Source organism: Caballeronia sp. HLA56, assembly GCF_054655155.1.
The window spans coordinates 122652-146345 of the sequence record NZ_BAAHOB010000004.1; the positions used below are offsets into that span (position 1 = coordinate 122652).

The following is a 23694-nucleotide window of genomic DNA, read 5'->3' on the forward strand; positions in this document are numbered from 1 at the left end:
CCGGTCATGGCGAATGCCGCATCGAGTGGAACGATGTTGCTTAACCGCGTCGGACCTGTGACGTCCGAATTGTACGTGGCCAATGCAGACGGAACCGACGAGCATAAACTCATTCCCACTTCGGGATTCGATTACCACGCATCCTTCTCTCCGGACGGAAAGTGGATCGTTTTCACGTCCGAACGCGACGGGCTCGGCGAATCGAATCTCTATCGCGTTAAAACGGACGGTACGGACTTGCAGCGCCTCACCGATCACATCGCTGTCGATGACGCCGCCGAATTTTCGCCGACCGACCTGAATGTGATTGCGTTCGTGTCGTCACGCCGAGGGAAGGCAGATTTCGGTACCACGAACGTGTGGACCTTGAACATCGCAACCGGAGCGCTTAAAAACGTCACCGGCTCGATAAAGTTCGACGCAGACAAGCCCCACAGCTTTTTCCGGCCTTCATGGTCGCCTGACGGGGCGTGGTTAGCGTTGTCGTCCGATATCGGCTCCGACTGGCGTGGACACAATCTTCCTGTGGGCTGGGAGCGCACGCAGGAAAGCAGCGTCTACCTCATCAAGCCTAACGGCTCGGGATGGAAGAAAATCGCCAGCAATCCCGGCTTTGACGACGGATCGCCCGCTTGGTCGCCAGACGGCAAGCACGTGGTTTTCTATGAGACGCCGGCGGAATCTACGTGGGGCGCGCATCGCCCGGAAGGCATTAATTCGGTTAGCTCACAGATCGTCTCGGTGGACGTGGCGAATCTAGAGAAGGCGGCGCTCACATCGTCTCCGGGCTTCAAGGTGTTCCCGCAGTTCGTCGGGCCGACGAATGTGGCATATCACGTCAAGGGCGGCGAAAAAGAAGGCATCTATACGACGGCAGGAACGTTCCGCTCGACGGCCAATTCGGGAATCCGCTCGCCGCACTACTCGGCCGATGGAACCAAGGTCGTGTACGAGAAAGTGAGCTTTCGTCCGGCTCACGCGAACGGCACGCCGCTGTTCAGCTTCGACAAAGACTGGAACTACGAATACACCGACGTGTTCCCGCAACTTTCGCAAGATCGGAAGAAGTTGGTGTACACGGAAAAAGCCCTGAATTCTTCGATCGCCGTCGTCAATCCCGATTTCACCGGCTATACGCGCATTTACGATGCATCGACGAGCGGTCTGGATGCGGACATGATCAAGAAGGGATTGGCTGGCGCATTCCAGCCTACGTGGTCGCCGGATCGCGAGTGGGTAGCCTTTGGGATTGGCGACTGGTTCTTCACGCGAGGTGCGGGACCCGGCCGAATTGCACGAATCAAGGCCGACGGCAGCATGAATAGCCATCCCGAGATTCTGACGGATGGTTCCATCAACGCGGGCTACCCGAGCTATTCGCCGGATGGAAGAAAGATCGTCTACCGCGTATGGAGCCCGAAGGTGCAGGGGCTACGCATTCTAGATCTGGAAACGCATGAGACTACGGTCCTCACGAGCGAGCCCGACAATCTTCCGGGATGGTCGCCCGATGGTAGTCGGATCGTGTTCACACGGAAACAGGTGAATCCGAGCGATCTTAACAAATTCAACTATGACGTGTTCACCGTCAAACCGGATGGCACAGGTCTGGCCCGTCTGACTTCGGATGGATCGAATCAGGGCCACGCAGTCTGGACCTGGGACGGCCGCATTGCCTACAGCTCGGGTACTTATGGTTTCAGGGATGAGCTTGCTCTCTACGACAACAGCTTCCAACCCGACGGACAGAACTGGGTGATGAACGCTGACGGCTCCGACCAGCACTCAATCACGGACACGCTGTGGGAAGAAGCGATGCCCTTATATATCCCCAACCACTGATCGCCCTGTTGAATCGATGTCGTGCGATTGATGAGCCACGACATCGATGCTGATTCATGGAACTAGCTTTCCGTTCGTCTCTGCACGCGCGCCAGCAGGATCCGATTGCGCCCGGATGAGCACGCAAAAGTGCAAGCGAATGTGACGTTCGTCCAATGGTTCCAACGACAACATCGGGTATTTTTGGTCTGGATACCTAATGTAATTATCTAACAGTATCTCAAAAAATATTAAGGCGGAGACATGAAGAAGGTTTCTAAAAAATCGGTCGGATCGACCTTGGTCGCGGCAAGCCTTTGCTGTCTCAGCGAGGTTAGTCTCGCACAGGTTGACACGGCCCCCAATGAATCCGTCCCCACACCCGCAAAAGAGACCGTTCCGCTACAGCCTAATGGCATAGCCGCGCCTCTGAGCGCACCTAGCATAAAGTCCGGAGAGACGCCCGGGGCACCGCCTGTTTCCTGGAATGACACGTATATCGGCTACCGCTTCGGCAGCGACTTCCATTATCCCGGCGTCCCCGGCAGCGTAGTACAAAACATCGGGTATCTAACGACCATCGGTGGATTCAGATTCGGCAGTTACGCCTTTAATGTTGATTATCTAGTCTCCAATTCGGCGAATCCGGAAGCCGGAGGCCCTTCGTCGGGCGGAGCGCAAGAAATCTATAGCGTTGGTCGTGTCGAACTGAGTGCTGAGAAAATTCTCGGTCGATCTGTTGGACTAGGTCCAATTCGTGATTTCGGATTCACGGCCGGGTACGAGTTCGGCGTAAAAAACGATGCTTATGCCCAGCGTGCCCGGATGCTCGTGTTTGGCCCCACGATCGAATTCGCGGTACCGCGGGGATTCTGGAACATCACGCCCGGGATCCGAACGGAAAGCAACCATAACGGCATTACGGGCGTCGACATTCGTTTCCGTACCGCGTGGCACGTTGAAAGCTCATGGCTCTTCCCGTTCAGAGTCGGGCCAGTTCCTTTGATCTTCCGGGGCTTCGCGAGCGTCACCGGTCCCAAAGGCAAAGACGGATTCGGTGTTGAGACAAAAACAGAGTTTCTCACGCGGGCTTCTCTCCTTGCAGACCTTGGTTCGTTCGCAGGTCATCCCCGCGTCGTCTATGCGGGTGTCGGATATGAATATTGGTATCACATGTACGGAACACCGACGAATGCGGCTGTTAGCACGATTACGTCGCTACCGATGTTCGTTGCAGAAGTTCATTTTTGAGCGCCAGCGGTGAAGCCCATCTTTACGCTTGACGGTTCCGGATGATCGTTGAAGTTGGTACTTTGTGCAGCCAACCGCATTCTTTTGTTCGCTATGAACTCGCAAGAAGGCGGTCAGCCTATAATTGGAGACAAGCAATGAAAGTCATTTTAAGTGGCAAGACATACGGCGCTCTCGCCGCATCGATGGCGTTCGGCTTGGGACTCGCCGGTTGTGGGGGGGATGCCAGCACCGCGCCAACCGTCACGACTACGAGCGCTGACAACGCGATTGCGAGCGTTTCAACGATCGACTTTGTTGACCTTGATGGTCCTAAGACCCAAGCAATCGTCATCAAATATAACAACACGCTGAAAGCAGGCACCGTAAACTTAAATACATACGATGCATACAGCTATGCGAACCTCGCACAGACTTACGACGATTCCGCAGCCGCCACCAGAAACGGTTTGAACGGGCCGTACCCGGCATTTGCGAACCAAACGGGGACGCCGGGCGCCCCTACATACGTTTACGTGAGCTCGACGCCGACGATTGACTCGACCAATCATACGGGTAGTGCTAGCGGCAATTACGTCGTCATCGAACTGAACACCAATTATCTTCTGGCGAACACAGTCCCTTCATGGAGAGCAGGTGTGGCAGGCGGCGTAAAACAGAAAGCGGCGATCACCGTAAGCGAAAATCAAGTCATCAGCCCTGGCACAACAATAAAAGGAAATTACGTCTCGGACTATTATTATAATTTTGCGCCGGACGGCAGTAATAACTCTGTCTATCTTGACACGGTTCTAGATGAAACAACTTATACCCTTAAGGACCTTTCCGGGTACAAACTGTACACGGACGATCTCTTGGCATCTTATACGGGTACGTCACCGAATGGCGTTAAGACTACATACCCAAATGCGACAATATTGTCTATGGTTGCAGGTGCCCCATTTCAAGCCACTAACTGCTTTAGCGAGTACGATGGCAAGTACCATAACGTCAGTTTGAAATACAGCCTCTTTGTCCCGGCTGATTATGACCCGAGCAAGAAGTACATGGTTGTATTGCACACCCCAGACGCTGGTGGTCTGGGCGATGATCCTTTGGACAGCCTGACAGAAGCTCAGGAAGCCGCCAACTATGCTTCAGATCGGGTCCAAGGGCTTGCCAAGGCGCAGGGTTATGGCGGTCTGATCGTCGTCATTCCCCAGATACCTAACTCAGGCCAGGATGTTGCCGATAATCTGTCGGGCAACGAATATATTCCTGCAGTATGGCAGCTTCTCGATTCGATCGTCTCCCAGTATAACATCGATTCCAATCGTATCTACGGATCCGGGCAATCCATGGGCGGGATGCAGACGTTGTACATGGCTTCCATGCGAGATAATTACTTCGCCGGAATTTGGGCGATCGCCTCACAATGGGGCAACAACTATAGTAAAACCTTTACGTATCCGACTGACGGAAAAATCATAACCAATCCCGAATGGCAGAATTGGTACTACGCGATTTCCGACGATAACGTTCTCGCGACTAACATGACTGGCGATCCCAGAGCCACCGGCTACTGGAATGAAACTCAGACGATCCTCAGTAAATATACTGGCGTAACCATCCCTTATGTGACCTGGGATCCGACGACGACCACCCAGGCGCAGCAGAATGCATCGCTTGACGCTTTATTGGCGACGCCTAACAAGTTGGGGATCTACTGGAACGCATTGGCTAACGGCAGCCATAAGTTGACTTGGGTTTACGCCAATAATATTACCGATAGCTACAATTGGCTTCTCAGTCAAACCAAGCAAACGGAGGATGCTCGCGGCAAACTGCCCTTGAATGGTCTTTACTCGACTGGGCAGGGGACGAACGGTTATAGCAGCGTTCAGTACTAGATTGCAATTACGTTCTGAGTTTAGGCAGCGTTCTCCTATCTAGGATTTGAATGCTGCCATTTGCTAATTGAATCATCGCCAACAATCAACTCCGGATTATTGACACATACCCGGTCTTGTCACGTTTGCTGAGCGGCGCTGATCGCAAGTTATGAACGCTAGGCGGGCGTGAAAATAGAACGGAGACTCCATGAATTCATTTAGGTTAGTTAAACGATACACGATCTCGGCCGCCGCGAGCGCTCTTTTCGGAGTCGGGTTCGTCGGCTGTGGTGGCGGCGATCATACGGACACGGCACCCCAAACCAACTCGTCTCTAACTTCCAGCAAGCTGGGCGTGGGAGCGGGCGCCGCGGAAATCGTCTTTCCGAGCACGATGTTCGCGAATCCAAGCGCAATTGAAGGCTTTGGCGGGACGATACATGACAACCCCCATGCCCGAGTGATGGTTCTCGAGACGAATAACAAGGTTGCAATAGTTTCCCTGGAACTGGTTAGAACTGATGCAGATGGAGTCGCACTCGTCAAAGAGGTCGTCAGTCAATACACTGGCACACCTAAAAACAATATATGGGTGCATTCGAACCACACCATTACTACCCCGCATGAACCGAGTGATGCTGCTCTGAAGAACGTATGGATGGGTGCGCTGCAGACCGCGATCACGACAGCCGCGAAACAAGCGCAAGCTTCTTTCCAACCGGCCACAGCGGGATTTGGTACAGGCACGAGCGATGTGAACGTGAACCGAAATGTCCTGATGTCGGACGGCAAATACCACATCGGCTTGAGCGGCACGCTTGCGTCTAACAAAAATATGACCATTCTTAGAGTCAACTCTGAGTCGTCCGGCAAGCCGATTGGATTCATCCTTAGCTATGGGATCAAGCCGACCGCGATCGATAATGCGGGGCAGGCTGCGGGAGTGCGGCAAATTTCCTCCGATGTACCCGGTGTTGCGTGCAATATGATGGAGAAGGAATTTGGTGCACCGGCATTGTTCCTAATGGGTGCAAGCGGCGATCAAATTCCTAAGTACGACGCTTACCGTGCTGTCGATAGCGGGAATGGGAAAGTGGCAGACAATGTTGACTTTTTTAACTTGGTCGGCATGGATTACATCAACCAACAAATGATGACCCTCGGCACGCAGATGGGTAACGACGCCATCTCGATCGCAAAGAACATCTCCGCTAAACAAGCCAACCCGGCAATTTCCTACGATGTCACGACATTTCAATGGCCGGATCTGGCGGGCGACGCGCTAACGGAGCTGCAAGTGGATGCCATCCGTTTCGGCGATTCTGCATTTATTGGATTCAAACCCGAGATCGATGCCGTGACCGAGCAACAGGTGCAGGCCGCAGCTGCAAAGTTGGGATTTGCCCACGTGATGCTCGACTCCTTTCTCGCCGGTGATTCGAAATACATGCCGCACGCGGCGGCTTATACGGCGCCATTGACTGTTGAAGCGCAAAAGACAGGATTTTCCGAAGGCGGTGCAGAGGAGCTGGTAACCACCTCTCTAAAGCTCTTGAACGGCTTCGTGGGCCTGACCACCACTGATACGGTTCCGCCCGCCGCGATAACCTCGTTATCGACAACCGCTAAAACGACCGGGCCCGTAACGATAACCGTCTCAGCTTACGACGATCTGAGCGGTGTCGCGGCCATCACTACGCCGAGCGGCTCTATCGTGCAAGGGTCGAATACGACGTACTCGGTGAGCGCGAATGGAACATATACCTTTATCGTCACTGATAATGCAGCAAACACCGCGACGATCCCTGTGACAGTTTCGAACATCCAGGCCACACAATAAGGTTATCGAAACGGCCAAAGGAAGAAGGAGGAGGCCGACCAACTCACATGGATTGGGCTTGCAAGCCAGCCGTACTGGTAGGTACTAGGGGGTGGGCAAAAACCTGTATCCTTGACACGAGTCGATGCCCACGTTTTTGCGCTGGCTAGATCGACGAATACACGCGCGAATGCCTTGCCATCGATGTGGCGGGGTCAATTCGCTCGGTCCGGGTGATCGAAGTGCTGTCACAGTTCATCAGCCTCCATGGCGCGCCACGCTACCTGCGCTCGGACAACGTACTAACTGTCAAGCAGAACAGCCAAAACAGGTAAAGCGCATCCGGGCGCGCGGCCGATGCCGTTCGCCGCGATTACAAAGAGCAATCAACCAGTGGTCTTCCGCATAATCGGGGGGACTTGCTGACCATAGTGGACACAAGATTCATCGCGCACGCGCGTGATCTTCACCGTACCTAAAACAGCATAGAAGCCCCAGCGGAAGGTCCGAGCATTGTCTACGGGGTCGTCTGCGCCCCTACGGCAGCCGAGAGAGGGATCGATCTACTGGGTAACCCGAATTCGAAGAATTGCCGATACGGCTGGTTCCTCTTGATCATACTGTAGGCCACCCGCGCCATCTTGGCGGCGACGGCCGTCAGCGCTTTGCGCCTCAGGTCAGCGTTCCCCGGATCAGCGCGGATATAGCGTTCGTATTTCGAGCGAAACGAGTTCTCTCTCATGCGAACGGCAACTACACCAGCAAGCCAGAATGCCAGGCGCAAGCGCGCATTTCCTCGTTTTGAAAGCTGCTCGCGCCCGCGTTGCACGCCCGACTGCGTTTTTGCAAGGTCAAATCCGCAGTACTTCAGGAATTGCCGGTGGTGGCCAAAGCGACGCATATCGCCAGCCTCGGCGAGTATCGTCATGGCGATCACCGAACCAATTCCGGGAAGTGCCATCCGGAAGCGTTGCTTCTTGCCTCCTGCTGGTTCGATCAGCACAGCATTCCAGTAGCGACCGACATCAATTGCAACCAGATTCAAGGGGAGTTCCTCAGCCATTTCGTTCTCTCCGGTGGTGAACAGACAATCCGGAGGATGCTCCTTACACCGATGGCTGGCATTCTGCATGTACTACGGGCCGGAATTCGTCTCGCGCGCCATCCTGAAGTGGGCGGCGCAGAACGGCATGGATATGGCACTAAGCGATCCCGGCAAGCCACGGCAGAACGGTGCCGATGAAAGCTTCAACGGCAAGTTCCGCGACGAATGCCTCGGCCTGGAATGGTTTCGAACGCGCGTCGGAGCCAAGGTCGTCATCGAGCAATGGCGGCGCCACTACAATGCCATTCGACCACATTCAAGCTTGGCCTATCTAGCACTCAACGAGTTCAAGCGTTCAAGCAGCGGTGTTGTTCAATTGAAGCAACCGAGGCCATTCTTCAAGACTGAAATGGGCCGAAGAAATCAGGCAGGTCAAGGTAGTGTTGCATTGTGCGAAGTGTCAAGCGGTTATGTCCGTTGACAGGGCGAGCAGCGATTTACGATGTACTCGCCGGCGGTAGGCGCATCTCAAGCGGTGGGCTCACGCTGGTTTCCGCTATCGTGGCGGAATGCCACTATCCATGTCGAAAGTTATCGCTGGTCGATACTTGTCGTTCGCTGAGCAAGAATGGATAGCATTGCTTTCTGCCCAAGGCCTTGGAGTACGCAAAATCGCTCGGCGTATCGGACGCTGTCGACGGCATTCAGTTTCCACGCTTTTCGGGCGGCATCGTATATCCGCGTCGCGGCAAGGGGTGAACAGTCCAGCTAGCGGAAGCAGTAAATGCGCATCGCGTCGCGGCAGCCACATGGTAGAACGGCGTTGCCAAGGAGGAAAAACAGGCGCGACGCCTGCCTCAACTACCAGTCCGGCACCGCGCCTCCACAAGGTTTCCATGTGGCAGGCCTTCTGGCCGGCGGAAGAGCGGTGAGAGCTGCCAGTATCGCAGCGCTTGCGCCCGATGACGAGTAGACCGTAGAAGGTTGCAAGTACAGGTCGTCCCAACGCATCAGACGGTGTAGATTAATTTTACATAAGTAGCGTGATCGTTCGCATTCCCAAACGTAAGATGCGGACGCGATCGGATTGGCAGGCTAGTGGTGTTCCGAGAAACCGTCACACAGACTAGAATGAGAAGAGAGGGTCGTCCTAGATGTTTCCTCTAGCAACAGCCAATTGGTGCATCTTCGGGTTCGGCGAACACAGAGGAGCCTCACGGACGGTCACGATCGGTTGATGACCCAAACTGCGTCGCGCGTAGGCCGTTCGGTTGCATGGCATAGTTCAAACAGCGAGCATGCGGACTGTACTCGCGAGGCGAGCGCCGCGCCACCCCTTTGACTCAATCAATGCGTGAGCGAGGGCCCTCACCGAAATAATTGTTTCGACGCGCCTGCACCGCCGATCAACAGACTTAGCAAAAAGCTCGAGACCGCAACGATGCCCAGCACGGCCAGCGGATTTTCGCCGGTCTGATCTCGAACCATGTCCACCGTGCAGCCCGCGAACTCTTGAGTGGTCCCGGCGACTTGCCCGACTCTACCTTTGATTTGACTCATCGCGTCGCCGGCACCGCCGCCGATGGCCTCCTGTACCTTGCCTGTTGCCTCCTTCAACATTCCTTTCGCCTCGGTCGTGTCCATTTCCAGTCTCCCAAAAGTTGTCGGCACAGCGAGGGCTGCCACGCAATCACCATACCTACGGATTGCACGCGGCCTCGGTCAACTCGTTCTGAGCGGCGAAAGTGCGCCAGCGGCCGACGCTGCCAATTTGGTGTAATATAGATGCCAAATGGCAGGAGGCGCTATGACCGTCATCGACAAAATTTCGGCGGATTCGTTGTTGGGCGGACGCTCGGTCTTGCCCCGCGCACCGCGGTCGGGCCTCGAATGGGTGGATATCGTCCGTCACGGCATCTCCTCCCAGGCGCTCGACTCAATGCTCAAATCCATCGCGATTTCGCAGTCAGAATTGGCGCAGGCGCTCGATATTCCCGAGCGCACCTTGGCGCGGCGCAAGCGCGAAGGCGTCTTCAGCCGCGAGGAGTCGGCCAAGTTACTACGACTCGCGCGTGTCGCGGCGCGCGCGGCGGAAGTATTCGAAGATCTCGATCTGGCGATCGCGTGGCTCAAGGCGCCAGCAGCGGCACTAGGCGATGCTACTCCGCTCAGTCTTCTCGATACGGACATTGGCGCCGATAGCGTGATGGATACGCTTGGGCGCATCGAGCATGGTGTTTTTGCATGAACTTGACGGCATGGCGGGTAGTGACAGAGCGGTATGCTGATAGCGCCTTTTCCGGCGAAGGTGCGCGCCTCTATGGTGGGCGGTGGAACCCGAAAGGGGTCGCGCTCGTATATACAGCACAGACACAATCGCTTGCGCTCCTCGAGATGCTCGTGCAGGACTCACCGCTGCGGGCCCGGTATGTGATGATCCCGGCGCGCATTCCTGAGACCTTGATCGAGCGCGTCGATGCTGCGAATTTGCCGCCCGACTGGAGAGAGCTCAGTGCAAGGACCGAGCTGCAACAGATTGGTGCTATGTGGGCGCAGAAGCGAACGAGCGCGGTGCTTGCGGTGCCGAGCGCGGTCGTCCCGGCCGAAACTAACTATGTGCTCAACCCCAGTCATCCAGACTTCGCGCAAATCGCGATTGGGGCCCGCGATGAATGGGAAACTGATCCGCGGTTGTTGCGGCGGGCCGCTCGAAACGACGTATGACAACGTGTCGTCGCCGCGCGACCGGCACTCATTTTGTTTTTCGCAAACGGGTTTGAGCTAGAGTTGCGGCCGCGTTCGGCACTGCCGCCTTGGAGAATCGCCACGGGCGCTGAACGGCGACGTTTGAAGGCGACTGGTAAAATCTGGCGACTGATTGCAGGCATGCACCATGGGATTCGAACAGCTCGTTGCGCTTAAGGCGCAGCAGAACCAGGACGCGAAGGGCAAAAAGGCCGCATCGGGCCGGACGTCGGCGCCAGTAGGCGTCGAAAGGGAAATTAAGCAGCCGCCGAAGCGTCCGGGAACATCTGCTGACGCGGCCACGCGCGCAGTCACTACGCTGCAACGACATTTTCCGCACGCCTTTCCGTGCAGTCCCGCACCAAAGGTTCCTCTCAAGGTTGGAATTCTCAAGGATGTGCTTGTCCAAGCGGCTTCGCTTGCGCTGAGCGAGCGAGACGCTCGTAATGGCGTCAAGCTCTGGTGCCGTGGCCAACGCTATTGGACCTGTCTCGTCGAAGGCAATATGCGCGTGGATCTCACCGGCGCAATCACCGGCGTTGTATCCGCTGCTGAAGCGGAGTACGGCGCAAGTCAGGAGAAGGCTCGGCTCGCGCGCAGGCAAGCGCAAATTGCGAACAATCGACATGGTCGGCCGCGTTGACCGACAAGAAGACAGGCTCAACCGCAGATCGTATTTGACATAATTATCGTTGACGGGTTTTCATGTGCAGTCCTTATTGATGACTGCTAGAAAGCTTTCTAGATCCGTCGACTTTATATTTCGAGTCCCGGAATATGCGATCAGGTCATCGCAGGACACGGTTGGACGCTCGCTTCCAAACCCACAACAGACGGCCAGGTTGCCTAACACCGGACATTCAGATCTGTCTGGCTGGTGGCTTGTCCAAACCGGTCAGAATGTCGAAAGTGCTCGACGATCAATGATCCGCGGCGTCTAACGCTTGGATAGCCTGGTTCAACCATCATCGGCTAATGGAACCTTTCGGCTATATCCCGCCCGCCGAAGCTGAGGCAAACTACTACCGGCAATTCAGCAATCCCATCGCTGTGCTGGCATCAAGTTAAACGAACCAGACTCCACGATTCCCGAGGCGGTTCACCAGACTTGACCATATCTCGCTTCTAAGACGGGCACGCCGCTCTTTACCGATTGGTTAAGCCCTTCGCTTCTTTATTCAATAGACGGAGCAGGGCCTCTCGAAAGATCATGTCGGCACCGACTCGAGCACAACTCGCACGATCAGTCCTTGCAGGAGACCCAAGTGACCAAGAAAATCCATCTTAAACTCGCCATGCGCGCCCGCACTGGCGTGTACCTGATGCACGGTACCATCGTCGTCAAGGACTCGGTGCTGGCCTAGTATTCTTATGTGTCGAAGTCGCCCTATAACGCCTTCGACAAGGCAAAGCAGGACTGGCTCGTCAAACTCAACGTGGGCGAACTGACGGACAGAAAGAACCAGAAGTACATCGCGCTACAGAAGATCGTCGGTCGCGATCCGCTGCCGTATGGCATGGAAGAAAACCGCAAGACCATCGAAGCGCTCGAAGCGACCGCGTTCAAGCAAGGCCTGACGCCGCGCCGCATGTCCATGAACGAGCTGTTCGTCGATCCCCGCGTCTAAACCACACGTAATGCCAAGAACATGATCATCGACTGTCACGGTCACTTCACGACCGTTCCCGCATCTTTCCGCGACTGGCGCGCCAAGCAGATCGCTGCCGCCGACGACCCCGCCAACGCGCCGCCGCTCTCCGGCGCGCATGTGTCCGACGACGAGATCCGCGAAGGCGTCGGCAACGGTCAACTGCGTCTGCAACAGGAACGCGGCGGCGACCTCACGCTGTTCTCGCCCATCGCGGGCCTCATGAGCCATCACCTGGGCAACGAGCGCACGAGCCTCGAATGGGCCGAGGTATCGAACAATCTGGTGCGGCGAGTATGCGACCTGTACCCGGAGAACTTCGCGCCGGTGTGCCAGCTGCCGCAATCGCCGAAAGCGCCGCCGAAGAACTCGGTTCCTGAGTTGCGCCGTTGTGTCGAGGAGATGGGCTTCGTCGGCTGCAATCTGAATCCGGATCCGAGCGGCGGCTACTGGACCGGCAAGCCGATGACGGACCGCGAATGGTATCCGGTCTATGAGGCGCTGTGCGATCTCGACGTGCCCGCCATGATCCACGTCGCGGCCTCGTGCAATCCGTGCCATCACGGCACGGGCGCGCACTATCTGAACGCGGATACCTCGGTGTTCATGCAGTTGCTGCAAGGCGGTGTGTTCAAGGACTTCCCGACGCTGCGCCTGGTCATTCCGCATGGCGGCGGTGCGGTGCCGTATCACTGGGGACGTTATCGCGGCATGTCGCTGGAGATCGCTAAGCGTCCGCTCGAAGGTCTGTTGAACAACATTTTCTTCGATACCTGCGTCTATCACCATCCCGGCGTGGAACTGCTGACCAAGGTCGTGCCGACGAGCAACGTCATGTTCGGTTCGGAGATGATCGGCGCGGTGCGCGGACGCGATCCGAACACGGGCGAGTACTTCGACGATACGAAGCGCTATATCGACGCCTGCGAAGCGCTCAGCGACGCGGACCGCCACGCGATCTTCGAAGGCAACGCACGCCGCGTCTATCCGCGCCTGGACCACCAGCTCAAGGCGCGCGGCCTGTGACCGGACGAGGAAGGCAGACATGAACATCATCGACATTCATCCGCACATCATCTCGGACGACGAGAAGCGCTATCCGCCGGCGCCGCTGTTCGGCAAGCGCTCGGCCTGGTCGCAGGAACAGCCGAACACCGTGGAAGCGCTGATCGCGGCGATGGATCAGGCAGGCGTCGCGAAGGCCGCCGTCGTGCACTCGTCGACGACCTATGGTTTCGACAACAGCTACGTAGTGGACGGTTGCAAGCAGTACAAGGACCGACTCATCGCGGTGGGTTCCGTCGACATGCTGGCCGACGATGTAGCCGCCGTCATCAAGGGCTGGGCCGATAAAGGTCTTGAGGGCCTGCGCATCTTCACGGGCGGTTCCATCAAGGACTTCGACCCGAGCGAACTCGATATCCGGAGTCGTTCAAGGCGTGGGAGATGCTCGCCGAACTGAAGCTGCCGATGTGCATCCAGACGGGTCCGGTCGGACTGCCGCAAGTGCGCATGCTCGCGGAGAAGTTTCCCGGCGTGAACATCATGCTCGATCACCTCGCGCGGCCCGATGTGCTCGACGGCCCGCCCTATGCAAACGCTGCGGGACTGTTCGCGCTGCGCGATCTGTCGAACGTGTACATGAAGCTCACGCCGCGCATCTTCGGCGACGTGAAGAAGGAGAAGGCCAGCGCGGAAACGTTCTTTTCGCGCGTGGTCGAGGCATTCGGCGCGCAACGCCTCGCGTGGGGTTCGAACTTCCCGACTTCGCCCGGCACGCTCGGCGAGATTCTCGCAACGGCCCAGCAAAGGCTCGCGTGCCTCAGCGAAGAAGATCGCGCATGGATCTTGGGCAAGACCGCGCAGAAGCTCTATCCGGCATTAAGCAAATAACGGAGACCATCATGTCAGACACTCGCCTGAACAGCATTATCCGCGCTTTCGAATCGGGCAAGGCCGCGCACGCGGCGTTTGCGAAGCTCGACAAGCAGACCGCCATCGAAATGAGCGATTCGCCTTATGACGGCATCGTCTTCGAGATGGAGCACAACCCGTACGACGTGACCGCGCTCGGCGATGCCTTCCAGTACATGTTGAGTCGCAAGCAGATCGCCGATTCCGGCTCGGTTGCGCCGAAGGTAACGCCGCTGGCGCGCATTCCCGCCAACGGCGTGGAAATGAACCAGAGCTTCGCCAAGCAGGTGCTGGACCGCGGCGCATATGGCGTGATCTGGCCGCACGTGGCGACGGTCGAGCAGGCCTATAACGCCGTGGCCTCGTGCCGGTACGCACGCCCGAAGAACGCGCCGTTGTACGAACCGAAGGGCGTGCGCGGCGATGGTCCCGCGAATGCTGCGCGCTATTGGGGCTTGTCGCTGCAGCAATACTACGAGAAGGCCGATGTCTGGCCGCTCGCGCCGCAAGGCGAGATCCTCGTGGGCCTGATGTGCGAAAGCACGCAGGCTATTGAGAACCTCGACGATATCCTTGCCAACGTGCCGGGCATCGGTTTTATTCTGATCGGCGAGGGCGACTTGAGCTAGGAGTTGGGGCTGCCGCGTCAGTATGAACATCCGGAAGTGGTCGCCGCGATGCGTCAGATCGCCGAGACCTGTCACAAGCACAACGTGGTCGTCGGCAATCCGCACGTAACCGCGAAGAATCATCGCCGCTTGCAGGAAGAAGGCTATCGCTTCCTGATGTCCGCGCCGGCACGCACGTATGGCGTCGTCGGTCTCGCACGCGAACTGGCAGGTTACTGATGAACGGCGCCGAAAGTCTCGTCGCGACGCTGGTTGATCAGGGCGTCGATATCTGTTTCGCGAATCCGGGCACCTCGGAGATGCACTTCCTTGCCGCGCTCGGCAACAACCCGCGCATGCGCAGCGTGCTGTGCCTGTTCGAAGGCGTGGCCACGGGCGCCGCCGATGGCTGGTATCGCATGAAGGACACGCCCGCGTCCACGTTGCTGCATCTCGGACCGGGTCTCGCGAACGGGCTTGCGAACATCCACAACGCGAAGCGTGCGTCCTCGGGCATGGTCAATGTAGTCGGCGAGCATTCGGTGTCGCATCTCAAGTACGACCCGCCGCTGACCTCGGATATCGAAGGGCTCGCGCGGCCGTTGAGTCACTGGGTGCGCCGTGCCGAATCCACGGACACCATCGCATGGGACGCCACGCAGGCGGTTGCGAAGGCAAGCGAGCATCCGGGGCAGATCGCAACATTGATTCTTCCAGGCGACACGTCCTGGCAGCAGACCAGCGCCGTGCCGCAAGCGTTGCCCGCGCGTGCGGCGGGCCGCAAGACGCCATCGGCGCAACGCATCGAACACATTGCGCGCGTGCTGCGTTCTGGCGAACCCGCGCTGATCGTGCTCGCGAACAGGGCGACGCGCGGCGTGGCGCTGGAGAAGGCAGGCCGTGTCGCCGCCGCGACCGGCGCGGTGCTGGGGTCGCAGTTCTTCACGGCGCGCATCGAGCGCGGCGCGGGGCGCGTGCCGCTCGCGCGCATTCCCTATGCGGTCGCGCAGGCCACGGCCTTCCTCAAGGACTTCCAGCACATCATCACGGTGGAGACACGCGAGCCGGTAGCGTTCTTCGCGTATCCGGAAAAGTCGAGTTTGCTCAAGCCCGAAGGCACGCTAGTGCATGCGCTCGTCGACGGCGATGAAGACAGCGAGCTTGCGTTCGACATGCTGTTGCAGGCACTCGGTGCATCCGGCACGGCGCCGTTGCTGCAGGCGCGCATCGAAACGCCGGCTCCCACGGGCGCGCTCAATCCGGCCAGCATCGCGCATGCGTTGGCGGCAGCCTTGCCGGAGCATTGCATCGTCGTGGATGAATCGTTGACGACCGGGCGCGAGTCGATGAACCTCACGATGGGCGCGCGTCCGCACGATCTCATCAACAACATGGGCGGCTCGATCGGCTATGCGACGCCGGTAGCCACCGGCGCTTCGCTGGCGTGCCCCGAACGCCGCGTGTTCTGCATGGTCGGCGACGGCAGCGCGATGTACACCATCCAGTCGCTGTGGACGCAGGCACGCGAAAGCCTGAACGTCACGACGATCATCTTCGCCAACAACAGCTACGCGATTCTCAAGGCAGAGTACGCGAACATGGGTGCGGGTGCGCCGGGTGAGCGGGCACTGTCGATGATCGACATCGACAAGCCGCGTATCGACTGGCTGGCGATGGCGAAGAGCATGGGCGTGCCGGCGGTGGCGGTCGAGACGGCCGAGGGCTTCCACAAGGCCTTGACCGATTCGACGCACGCGGACGGACCTTGCCTGATCGAAGTGCGCCTCTGAATCCATCACAAGCACGGTACAAGCAACGAAAGAGCACACACCATGCACGACCTGACATCGAGAACGTGGGACCTCGGGCTCGTTGGCCTGTTCCAGTTCGCTCCGGGGCTCGCCACGACGCTCGTCGCCGGTCATTGCGCGGACCGCCTGCATCGCGGACGGATGGTCGCCGCGTGTCTCGCTCTGCAAGCCGTTGCGGCAGCGCTGCTGACGGCGGCCACCTCCACGCACCATGTCACGCGTGACGCGCTGCTGGCGCTGTCGCTTGCCTCGGCGCCATCCGGCCATTCCAGATGGCAGGCCAGCAGGCGCTTTTGCCGATGCTCGTGCCGCCCAAACTCCTCGCCCGTTCGATGGCGCTGAGCACCGTGGTCCAGCAGACCTGCGTCATCGCCGGGCCGGCGCTGGGCGGCGTGCTGTTCGCTGTCAGCGTGGTCACGGTGTATCTAACCAGTGCGGCGCTGTTCTGCTTCAGCGCACTGCTGTACAGCTTCGTGCGCTATGACTACACGCCGCCGCCGCGTGAACCCGTCACCGCCGATTCGATCCTTGCAGGCTTGCGTTTCATCTGGAGCCACAAGCTTCTGCTCGGCGCCATTTCGCTCGATCTCTTCGCCGTGCTGTTCGGCGGCGCTACCGCGTTGCTGCCGGTCTATGCGCGGCAAGTCCTGCATGTGGGACCGCAAGGCCTCGGCTTGCTGCGCTCGGCGCCCGCCGTCGGCGCATTGTGTGTCGGCGTATTCCTGTCACGACGATCCATTGCCAGCGGTGTCGGCAAGAAGCTGCTGGGTGCGGTGGGCGTCTATGGCGTTGCCATAGTCGGCTTCGGGCTGTCGACATGGTTTCCGTTGTCGCTCATCCTGCTGGCCGTCTCGGGCGGTGCCGACACCATCAGCGTGGTCGTGCGGCAGACGCTCATCCAGCTGGAAACACCGGATCGCATGCGCGGTCGCGTGACGGCGGTGAATACGCTGTTCATCGGTGCAAGCAATCAGCTCGGCGAGTTCGAATCCGGCGTCACGGCGACAGGATTGGGCGTGATCGGGTCAGTGGTCGCGGGCGGCGTCGCGACGATACTCGTGAGCCTCGCGTGGAGCCGCCTGTTCAAGCCGCTCGCCACGCGCGACGCGCTGCATTGAACGCAGCGCCGGGCTCATCGGCCGGCTTGCTGCGTGCCGTCGAACGCCGGGCCGTAAGCGGCAGCCGCGTCATTCCGGCTGCGCATCAGGGTGGCTTCGGCGCGCTGGAGGCTGTCCGGGCAATTGCCGTCGCAGTTGCTGAGCGGGTTATAGCCGGCCTTCTCGAGTTGCACGAGTTCTGCCCGAACCTGAGCGCGCGTGAGAGGCTCGCTCGACTGAGCGAAGGCGGCTGCGGGAACGAGGATGGCGGCGGCGACCAATACGGCGTGGAGGGCGAGTTTCATGATTTGACCTTTCTGCTTGATGAGAGCCGCATGACTGTTCGGCGGCGACAGGTCGTATTTCACCATAGGGTAATTACCTACTCTATTGAATTTTTCGGTGTGTGAGTTGACGGTTTGGTTAAGGGCGTTCAGGTCTCTGGCCGGCATCAATTGGTAAGTTATCTTGGCAGTCTGCTTTGCATGTGTCAGAGTGACGACATGGCCGCACAACCCGCAAGCTCACAACCCGACAGCGCCGACGAACTCGCGTCCGCGCTGCGTTCCGTCGTCTCCAGGCTGAAACGCAACATGCGCGCACAGTCGACTTACGGCGATCTGACCGGCACGCAGACTGCCGTTCTGCTGCGTCTGGAGCGAGATGGCCCGGCCTCCGTATCGGAACTCGCACAAGCCGAGGGCATTCGCACGCAATCCATGGGAACGGCGGTTGCGGCGCTGGTTGCGGGCGGGCATATCGCGGGCACGCCGGACCCGGACGACGGACGCCGCACCAACCTGTCCCTCACCAAAACCAGCCTCACGATGATCCGCAAAGGGCGCAGCGCGCGGCAGGACTGGTTGTCCCGCACCATCCGCGCGCGGCTGTCCTCCACCGAGCAGGCGCAAATCGCCGCCGCCGTGGCATTGCTCGCGCGGCTGGTGGACGAGTGAACCTGCTTGTCTTCATGCGTCTCCGGAAGGCCCCTCTCACCACACAAGGCGTTCGAAAAAAATGGAATGGTTCGATCTCATCGCCTGGTTCTTCGGTGGCGTCTTTTTTTGCAACGCGTTGCCACATCTGCTCAGCGGCGTACGCGGCGAACCGTTCCAGAGTCCCTTTGCCACACCACCCGGCCAAGGGCTTTCCTCATCCACGGTGAATGTGGTGTGGGGCTTCTTCAATCTCGTCATCGGCTATGGGCTGGTGTGTCACGTCGGTCATTTCGATTTTCATAACACCGTCGACGCCCTGGCATTCGGCCTCGGCATGCTGGCCATCGGGTTGTTCCTGGCCACGTACTTTGGCCGCTTCCACGGTGGCCGGATGACTACGCGGACGTGAGGTTCAAGCAGTGCAGGCATTCCGTTCCCTCAAGGTCTTCAACTATCGCCTGTGGGCGGCCGGCGCGCTCGTATCGAACGTCGGCACCTGGATGCAGCGCACCGCGCAGGACTGGCTCGTCCTGACGCAGTTGACCCATCACAACGCGTCGGCGGTTGGCACCGTGATGGCGCTTCAGTTCGGGCCGCAGATCGTCCTGCTGCCGTGGACGGGTTATGCGGCGGATCACTACGACCAGCGCAAGTTGCTGATGTTCACCCAGGCGACCATGGGCGCGCTGGCCCTGGCGCTGGGCGTGCTGACAGTTGCCGGCGTCGTCGTGCTGTGGCATGTGTATGTGTTCGCGCTGCTGTTCGGATGTGCATCGGCTTTCGATGGGCCCGTTCGGCAGACTTTCGTCGGCTCGCTGGTGGGCGACGCGGACCTGCACAACGCAGTGGCGCTCAACTCCACGTCGTTCAACGCGGGACGGATGATCGGACCGGCGGTGGCGGGGCTGGTCATCGGCTCGGTGGGCACGGGCTGGGCGTTTCTCGTCAACGGTGTCAGCTTCGTCGCCGTGCTGGTTTCGATGTCGTGGTTCCGCACGTCCGAGCTGCGCGAAAGCGCGCGCGCCGGGCGCGCCCGGAAGGGCATGTCCGAAGGCTTCCGCTATGCGTGGTCACGCCCGGATCTGAAGGCGATTCTCGTCATGCTGTTCCTGATCGGCACCTTCGGTCTCAACTTTCCGATTTTCATTTCGACGATGGCCGTCGGCGTTTTCCATACCGACGCGCGCGGCTACGGCCTGCTCTCGTCGTTCATGGCGATCGGCACGATATCGGGCGCCTTGCTCGCGGCAGGGCGCGGCCGGCCGCGCTTCGGCGCCATTCTGGCCGGAGCAGGCATGTTCGGCGTGGGCTGCACGCTCGCCGCCATTGCGCCGACTTACTGGCTGTTCGCTGGTGCGCTGGTCGTGATCGGCGTGGCGGCGCTCACTTTTACGAACACCACGAACAGTCTGATGCAGATCTCGACCGAACCCGCGATGCGGGGGCGCGTCATGGCGCTGCGGCTGGCCATTGCGCTGGGCGGTACGCCTGTTGGCGCGCCCGTGGTCGGGTGGGTCGCCAACCACCTGGGGCCGCGCTGGGCATTGGGGATCGGCGCGCTGTCAGGGTTCGCCGCCGTATCGATAGGCGGCTATGCGGCGTCCCGCATCCGGCGTTAACAGCGCGTGTCACTTCAGAACAGATGATCGATACCGATGGTGAATGCAGTCTGACTGTTCGCCCCGGCCGGGTTCAGCGTGCTGACCACAGCGTGGCGATAGGACGTGTAGTCGGCTTCGGCATAGAGCGTCGTGCGCTTGGACAGCAGATAGGCCGGCGACAGCACAGACAATCTGCGGCGTCCGGCCTTGTCGGTGGAGACGTTGGTCTGGTAATAGCCGCCGCGAAACACGATAAAGGGCGTCACCGTCCATGACAGCCCGCCGAACGCATTGTTCGTCACTGTATGCGGCGCAGCGGGGTCTTGCAGGTCTTCTGCCATGAAGCCGCCGGACAGTTTGACCGGTCCGATCGCATAGCTGGTGCCGAGCATGTAGTAACTGTCACCCAGGTAACGCGTGCCGTTCAGCACATTGCGGTGTCCATACACGCCGCCCACGGCCACGGCGCCCGCCGCGTAGCTCATGCCCACGGCACGCGCCGCGCCGCTGCTGAAATTCCCCGCGACCCCGCCAAACGAGTTGTCTGCTTCAAACAGCAACGAACCGATCCGGTTTTTGTATTTCACGTCGTTGTCGTTGCGCGTGCCGTCGGAGGCGACGGTGAGCGGCAGGATCGGCGTGAAGTGAAAACCGAAGGGATCGTAAATGCTGATGATGTCGTGCGCGATCGTGTACTGCCGGCCGAGATCGATCGAGCCGTAAGTCCGATGCCCGATACCGACGAACGACTGCCGGTTGAATTCGCGGTTGGCCGTGTTGTCGAACTGGCCGTTACCGAGGTTGAAGCCGCTTTCCAGTTGGGCATGCGCGTTCCAGCCATCGCCCAGATCTTCCTTCAACCGAAAGCCGAGTTTGTTGGAGCTGTAGTAACCGTTCGAATTCATCGTGGTCACGGAGCCGCCGCCCTTGGCCGCGTCGGTCTGATGACGGATGCCGCCATCCACGGTGCCGTACAGCGTCACGCTCGTCTGCGCATGCACGGGCAATGCCGAGACCATTCCGGCGGCTGCGGACATACCCAGTCCTAGCCTTTTCCAAGCTATCTTTTTCACAACGTGCCTCCATCTTCATTAGAATTTTTTGCGATTGGTATGACTAACTATTTTCGGAACTGTCCTTTCCGAAAATAATCCGCCGGAATCGAGTCGATGCCGGCGGTGGTCAGTCAGTGACCGGCAGAGCTGCCGCTCGCCTGCTTGATCGGTCCGATCTGCACGTCGGACGGACGGAATCCGGACTTCAGTTCGCGCGTCAGGGCCACGCGATCGAGGGCCTTCTCCCAATTCGCGACAACAATCGTCGCCACGCTGTTGCCGATGATGTTCGTGAAGACGAACGCACTCGACATGGCCTTGTGGATGCCGAGGATCAGTGCGATGGACTCGACAGGAATCGTGTTCGATGCGGCCAGCGTCGCCGCGAGCACCGCGATGGCCGCGCCGGAAACGCCCGCCGCGCCTTTCGAGGTGAGCAGCAGCACCGCGAGCAGGACCAGTTGTTCGTGCCAGCCCATCGGCGTGTTGGTGGCCTGGGCGAGGAACACGGCGGCAGCGGCGAAGTACAGGCAGGTGCCGTCGTGATTGAAGGTGTAGGCCGTCGGCAGCACGAGACCGACCACGGACTGTTCGCATCCCAGGCGTTCCAGCTTGTCGATCAATTGCGGGAACACGGTTTCGGAGGAACTCGTACCGATCACGAGCAACAACTCCGCGCCGATATAGCGCATGAGCCGCAGCAGGCTGAAGCCGTTCAGCCGGGCGATCGGCCACAGGATCAGCACGATGAACAGCGCACAGGTCAGATAGAACTCGAGGATCAGCTTGCCGAGCGAGAGCAGCGTGCCGAAGCCGAACTTGCTGACCGTGAACGCGATGGCGCCGAATGCCGCAATGGGCGCGATCTTCATCGTCAGGCCGATCACCCAGAACAGCGCGCCCGAGACCGAGTCGATGAAATCGAGCGCGGGCTTCGCGCGGTCGCCGATAGCCGCGAGGCCGAACGCGAACAGGACCGAGAAGAACAGCACCTGCAGCACGTCGCCGCCCGAGAACGCGCTGAAGGCGGTGTGCGGAATCACGTTGAGCAGGAACTCGCTCGTGGTGACGACATGATGGGCCTTGGCGACATACGCATCGACGGCGGCGGAGTGCACGCTGTGCATGTCCACGTTCATGCCGACGCCCGGCTTCAGCACGTTGATGACGACCAGTCCGAGCGCCAGCGCGAGGGACGTGACCACTTCGAAGTAGAACAGCGCCTTGATCGCGACGCGGCCCACCTTCTTGAAGTCCTTAACGCCCGCGATGCCGCTGCAGACCGTGCAGAAGATGATCGGGCCGATCAGCATCTGGATGATGCGGATGAAGGCGTCGCCGACCGGTTGCAGATTGATGCCGAACTTCGGGAACAGATAGCCTGTGGCGATGCCGAGCGCCATGCCGGCGAGGACCTGGAAGGACAGGTCGTGATAGAACGGCCGGCGTTTCCTGGATTGCGTGACGGCCTTGCCGGGCAAGCTCATCAATGTCTCCTTGCGGTGCAGGTGGCGAATTGAAATTCGCTTCTAGGAATGAAATAAATAGAAAGGCGGCGTGCGATGCGGTTCAGCGTCCCGCGTCGCCGAGCATGCGTTCGCTGTCCGCGAAGATTTCATCGACGGTCAGCTTGCGTGGCAGCAGACCTTGTTCCTCGCAGAAGGCCAGCGTTTCCTCGAGCGGTGCGCGCAATGCGTCGTAACCGAACAGCAGCTTGTCGGGCTTGCCCGCATTCTCCGCGGCCACCGAGGCCTTGCCGCGGCACAGCAGGTCGTACACGGCGCGCACGGCTTGCGGATGCGCATCGGCCAGCGCTTGCGTCACGACGACAACATGATTGATCGGCACGTAGCGATGCGCGGCGTACCACGCGAGATCGGCCGTCGCGGCATCCGGAATCAGCGGTTCGAGACCCGCTTCGTCGGGCAGGTCGTTGCCGAGGATGGCGGCATCGAGTTCACCGGCCCGCAGCATCGGCAGCAGTTTTTTGCCGGGCGCGGCGCGTTGCACGAATGACGGATCCGCATACTCTTCGAGATGAGCGCCTTCGATGGTGATCCATTCGTTCGCTTCGACCGGCACGCCGTACGTGTCCGAGAGAATGGCGCGCACCCACATGCCGGTGGTTTGCGTATAAGTGCGCACGCCGATCTTCTTGCCCGACAAATGTTCGATATCGAGCTTGCCGCGCCGCGCATTATAAATAATGCAGCCTTGCTGGAACCGCGCAGCCACGACGGCGGGCAGCAGGATGAGCGGTTTGCCATAAGCCTTGGCCTGCAAATACGTGACGATGGCCAGCTCACTCACGTCATAAGCCTGGCGGCGCGCCATGGGCGCGAACGCGTCGTGAATCGGCTCGACCTCGTCGAACACGAGTTGCACGGCGGGATCAGTCAGTTCGCCACGCTTCAGCGCGCGCGTGTGCGGGTAAGTCTTCAGGGCGGTTTTCAGCAGCAACGGTTGCAT

General features: G+C 59.3%; 22 protein-coding genes and 5 pseudogenes. 21 read left to right on the plus strand and 6 right to left on the minus strand.

The genetic code is table 11. From position 1 onward, the window contains the following. Window positions 1-6: 6 nt before the first annotated feature. From ACYQ47_RS16555 to ACYQ47_RS16575, 5 genes and pseudogenes are all read left to right on the plus strand, one after another. Window positions 7-1842: a hypothetical protein gene (locus tag ACYQ47_RS16555; RefSeq protein ID WP_459906040.1), complete on the plus strand. Its 1836-nt coding sequence runs from the start codon at window positions 7-9 to the stop codon at window positions 1840-1842. Window positions 1843-2085: 243 nt separating this feature from the next. Further along, window positions 2086-3072 carry a hypothetical protein gene (locus tag ACYQ47_RS16560; protein ID WP_459906041.1) on the plus strand — a complete coding sequence of 329 codons (987 nt, stop codon included), beginning with the start codon at window positions 2086-2088 and terminating at the stop codon, window positions 3070-3072. A 137-nt stretch (window positions 3073-3209) separates the two neighbouring features. Further along, the gene (locus ACYQ47_RS16565; RefSeq protein ID WP_459906042.1) at window positions 3210-4961 is read left to right on the plus strand and encodes a prolyl oligopeptidase family serine peptidase; all 1752 of its coding nucleotides are present in this window, start codon (window positions 3210-3212) and stop codon (window positions 4959-4961) included. A gap of 190 nt (window positions 4962-5151) precedes the next feature. After that, on the plus strand, window positions 5152-6783 hold the full coding sequence (locus ACYQ47_RS16570; RefSeq protein ID WP_459906043.1) for a hypothetical protein: 1632 nt from the start codon (window positions 5152-5154) through the stop codon (window positions 6781-6783). 149 nt (window positions 6784-6932) lie between these two features. Next, a pseudogene (locus ACYQ47_RS16575) lies at window positions 6933-7061 on the plus strand (IS3 family transposase); the annotation flags it as partial. A 218-nt stretch (window positions 7062-7279) separates the two neighbouring features. Here the strand turns inward: ACYQ47_RS16575 and ACYQ47_RS16580 are convergent. Next, window positions 7280-7717: pseudogene (locus ACYQ47_RS16580) on the minus strand (transposase); the annotation flags it as partial. 184 nt (window positions 7718-7901) lie between these two features. Between ACYQ47_RS16580 and ACYQ47_RS16585 the strand changes: the two are divergent. Both ACYQ47_RS16585 and ACYQ47_RS16590 read left to right on the plus strand, forming a co-directional pair. After that, window positions 7902-8215, plus strand: a pseudogene (locus tag ACYQ47_RS16585) (integrase core domain-containing protein); the annotation flags it as partial. A 106-nt stretch (window positions 8216-8321) separates the two neighbouring features. Beyond that, a pseudogene (locus ACYQ47_RS16590) lies at window positions 8322-8499 on the plus strand (helix-turn-helix domain-containing protein); the annotation flags it as partial. A 676-nt stretch (window positions 8500-9175) separates the two neighbouring features. Here the strand turns inward: ACYQ47_RS16590 and ACYQ47_RS16595 are convergent. Further along, the gene (locus tag ACYQ47_RS16595) at window positions 9176-9451 is read right to left on the minus strand and encodes a hypothetical protein (RefSeq protein WP_459906045.1); all 276 of its coding nucleotides are present in this window, start codon (window positions 9449-9451) and stop codon (window positions 9176-9178) included. A gap of 163 nt (window positions 9452-9614) precedes the next feature. On the opposite strand from ACYQ47_RS16595, the gene parS reads away from it, so the two are divergent. The 11 genes and pseudogenes from parS to ACYQ47_RS16650 all read left to right on the plus strand — a co-directional run bounded on the left by parS (window position 9615) and on the right by ACYQ47_RS16650 (window position 17652). Beyond that, on the plus strand, window positions 9615-10055 hold the full coding sequence (gene parS / locus ACYQ47_RS16600; RefSeq protein ID WP_459906046.1) for a type II RES/Xre toxin-antitoxin system antitoxin: 441 nt from the start codon (window positions 9615-9617) through the stop codon (window positions 10053-10055). Continuing rightward, window positions 10052-10531 (plus strand): RES family NAD+ phosphorylase, encoded by a 480-nt coding sequence (locus ACYQ47_RS16605; RefSeq protein ID WP_459906047.1) that lies wholly within the window; start codon window positions 10052-10054, stop codon window positions 10529-10531. Before parS ends, ACYQ47_RS16605 begins: the two co-directional genes overlap by 4 nt. Window positions 10532-10700: 169 nt before the next feature. After that, the gene (locus ACYQ47_RS16610) at window positions 10701-11195 is read left to right on the plus strand and encodes a ProQ/FinO family protein (RefSeq protein ID WP_459906048.1); all 495 of its coding nucleotides are present in this window, start codon (window positions 10701-10703) and stop codon (window positions 11193-11195) included. A gap of 730 nt (window positions 11196-11925) precedes the next feature. Beyond that, a complete protein-coding gene (locus tag ACYQ47_RS16615; RefSeq protein ID WP_459906049.1) occupies window positions 11926-12180 on the plus strand; it encodes a hypothetical protein in 255 nt (84 codons plus the stop codon). Between the two features lie 21 nt (window positions 12181-12201). After that, window positions 12202-13227: an amidohydrolase family protein gene (locus tag ACYQ47_RS16620; protein WP_459906050.1), complete on the plus strand. Its 1026-nt coding sequence runs from the start codon at window positions 12202-12204 to the stop codon at window positions 13225-13227. Window positions 13228-13246: 19 nt separating this feature from the next. Further along, window positions 13247-13663, plus strand: coding sequence for an amidohydrolase family protein (locus tag ACYQ47_RS16625; RefSeq protein WP_459906051.1), 417 nt, complete (start codon window positions 13247-13249; stop codon window positions 13661-13663). Continuing rightward, the gene (locus ACYQ47_RS16630) at window positions 13648-14094 is read left to right on the plus strand and encodes an amidohydrolase family protein (protein WP_459906052.1); all 447 of its coding nucleotides are present in this window, start codon (window positions 13648-13650) and stop codon (window positions 14092-14094) included. Before ACYQ47_RS16625 ends, ACYQ47_RS16630 begins: the two co-directional genes overlap by 16 nt. Before the next feature lie 11 nt (window positions 14095-14105). Then, window positions 14106-14963: pseudogene (locus tag ACYQ47_RS16635) on the plus strand (HpcH/HpaI aldolase family protein). After that, entirely contained in the window at window positions 14963-16513 is a 1551-nt protein-coding gene (locus tag ACYQ47_RS16640) for an acetolactate synthase large subunit (protein WP_459906053.1), read from the plus strand. The pseudogene ACYQ47_RS16635 and the gene ACYQ47_RS16640 overlap by 1 nt, the downstream one beginning before the upstream one ends. A gap of 42 nt (window positions 16514-16555) precedes the next feature. Further along, entirely contained in the window at window positions 16556-16876 is a 321-nt protein-coding gene (locus ACYQ47_RS16645) for a hypothetical protein (protein ID WP_459906054.1), read from the plus strand. Continuing rightward, window positions 16807-17652 (plus strand): MFS transporter, encoded by an 846-nt coding sequence (locus ACYQ47_RS16650; protein WP_459906055.1) that lies wholly within the window; start codon window positions 16807-16809, stop codon window positions 17650-17652. Before ACYQ47_RS16645 ends, ACYQ47_RS16650 begins: the two co-directional genes overlap by 70 nt. Window positions 17653-17666: 14 nt before the next feature. Here the strand turns inward: ACYQ47_RS16650 and ACYQ47_RS16655 are convergent, their stop codons facing one another. Beyond that, a complete protein-coding gene (locus tag ACYQ47_RS16655; RefSeq protein WP_459906056.1) occupies window positions 17667-18002 on the minus strand; it encodes a DUF4148 domain-containing protein in 336 nt (111 codons plus the stop codon). A 132-nt stretch (window positions 18003-18134) separates the two neighbouring features. Between ACYQ47_RS16655 and ACYQ47_RS16660 the strand changes: the two genes are divergently transcribed. The 3 genes from ACYQ47_RS16660 (at window position 18135) to ACYQ47_RS16670 (ending at window position 20188) form a co-directional block, all read left to right on the plus strand. After that, window positions 18135-18587 (plus strand): MarR family winged helix-turn-helix transcriptional regulator, encoded by a 453-nt coding sequence (locus ACYQ47_RS16660; RefSeq protein ID WP_459906057.1) that lies wholly within the window; start codon window positions 18135-18137, stop codon window positions 18585-18587. A gap of 61 nt (window positions 18588-18648) precedes the next feature. Next, complete coding sequence (locus ACYQ47_RS16665) at window positions 18649-18978, plus strand: hypothetical protein (protein ID WP_459906058.1); 330 nt, start codon at window positions 18649-18651, stop codon at window positions 18976-18978. A gap of 10 nt (window positions 18979-18988) precedes the next feature. Beyond that, the gene (locus ACYQ47_RS16670; protein WP_250469733.1) at window positions 18989-20188 is read left to right on the plus strand and encodes an MFS transporter; all 1200 of its coding nucleotides are present in this window, start codon (window positions 18989-18991) and stop codon (window positions 20186-20188) included. 14 nt (window positions 20189-20202) lie between these two features. On the opposite strand, the gene ACYQ47_RS16675 is transcribed toward ACYQ47_RS16670, so the two are convergent. From ACYQ47_RS16675 to ACYQ47_RS16685, 3 genes are all read right to left on the minus strand, one after another. Continuing rightward, window positions 20203-21207, minus strand: a complete 1005-nt coding sequence (locus ACYQ47_RS16675) for a porin (protein WP_459906059.1) — start codon at window positions 21205-21207, stop codon at window positions 20203-20205. A gap of 149 nt (window positions 21208-21356) precedes the next feature. Further along, window positions 21357-22712 (minus strand): C4-dicarboxylate transporter DctA, encoded by a 1356-nt coding sequence (dctA, locus tag ACYQ47_RS16680; protein WP_459906060.1) that lies wholly within the window; start codon window positions 22710-22712, stop codon window positions 21357-21359. Between the two features lie 82 nt (window positions 22713-22794). After that, window positions 22795-23694 carry a substrate-binding domain-containing protein gene (locus ACYQ47_RS16685; RefSeq protein WP_459906061.1) on the minus strand — a complete coding sequence of 300 codons (900 nt, stop codon included), beginning with the start codon at window positions 23692-23694 and terminating at the stop codon, window positions 22795-22797.

Bases quoted from the DNA above. Each gene is read 5' to 3' on its own strand.
- ACYQ47_RS16555 (WP_459906040.1), top strand. From the start codon at position 7: ATGGCGAATGCCGCATCGAGTGGAACGATGTTGCTTAACCGCGTCGGA.
- ACYQ47_RS16560 (WP_459906041.1), top strand. From the start codon at position 2,086: ATGAAGAAGGTTTCTAAAAAATCGGTCGGATCGACCTTGGTCGCGGCA.
- ACYQ47_RS16565 (WP_459906042.1), top strand. From the start codon at position 3,210: ATGAAAGTCATTTTAAGTGGCAAGACATACGGCGCTCTCGCCGCATCG.
- ACYQ47_RS16570 (WP_459906043.1), top strand. From the start codon at position 5,152: ATGAATTCATTTAGGTTAGTTAAACGATACACGATCTCGGCCGCCGCG.
- ACYQ47_RS16595 (WP_459906045.1), bottom strand. From the start codon at position 9,451: ATGGACACGACCGAGGCGAAAGGAATGTTGAAGGAGGCAACAGGCAAG.
- parS (WP_459906046.1), top strand. From the start codon at position 9,615: ATGACCGTCATCGACAAAATTTCGGCGGATTCGTTGTTGGGCGGACGC.
- ACYQ47_RS16605 (WP_459906047.1), top strand. From the start codon at position 10,052: ATGAACTTGACGGCATGGCGGGTAGTGACAGAGCGGTATGCTGATAGC.
- ACYQ47_RS16610 (WP_459906048.1), top strand. From the start codon at position 10,701: ATGGGATTCGAACAGCTCGTTGCGCTTAAGGCGCAGCAGAACCAGGAC.
- ACYQ47_RS16620 (WP_459906050.1), top strand. From the start codon at position 12,202: ATGATCATCGACTGTCACGGTCACTTCACGACCGTTCCCGCATCTTTC.
- ACYQ47_RS16625 (WP_459906051.1), top strand. From the start codon at position 13,247: ATGAACATCATCGACATTCATCCGCACATCATCTCGGACGACGAGAAG.
- ACYQ47_RS16630 (WP_459906052.1), top strand. From the start codon at position 13,648: ATGCTCGCCGAACTGAAGCTGCCGATGTGCATCCAGACGGGTCCGGTC.
- ACYQ47_RS16640 (WP_459906053.1), top strand. From the start codon at position 14,963: ATGAACGGCGCCGAAAGTCTCGTCGCGACGCTGGTTGATCAGGGCGTC.
- ACYQ47_RS16645 (WP_459906054.1), top strand. From the start codon at position 16,556: ATGCACGACCTGACATCGAGAACGTGGGACCTCGGGCTCGTTGGCCTG.
- ACYQ47_RS16650 (WP_459906055.1), top strand. From the start codon at position 16,807: ATGGCAGGCCAGCAGGCGCTTTTGCCGATGCTCGTGCCGCCCAAACTC.
- ACYQ47_RS16655 (WP_459906056.1), bottom strand. From the start codon at position 18,002: ATGGTGAAATACGACCTGTCGCCGCCGAACAGTCATGCGGCTCTCATC.
- ACYQ47_RS16660 (WP_459906057.1), top strand. From the start codon at position 18,135: ATGGCCGCACAACCCGCAAGCTCACAACCCGACAGCGCCGACGAACTC.
- ACYQ47_RS16665 (WP_459906058.1), top strand. From the start codon at position 18,649: ATGGAATGGTTCGATCTCATCGCCTGGTTCTTCGGTGGCGTCTTTTTT.
- ACYQ47_RS16675 (WP_459906059.1), bottom strand. From the start codon at position 21,207: ATGTCCGCAGCCGCCGGAATGGTCTCGGCATTGCCCGTGCATGCGCAG.
- dctA (WP_459906060.1), bottom strand. From the start codon at position 22,712: ATGAGCTTGCCCGGCAAGGCCGTCACGCAATCCAGGAAACGCCGGCCG.
- ACYQ47_RS16685 (WP_459906061.1), bottom strand. From the start codon at position 23,694: ATGCAACCGTTGCTGCTGAAAACCGCCCTGAAGACTTACCCGCACACG.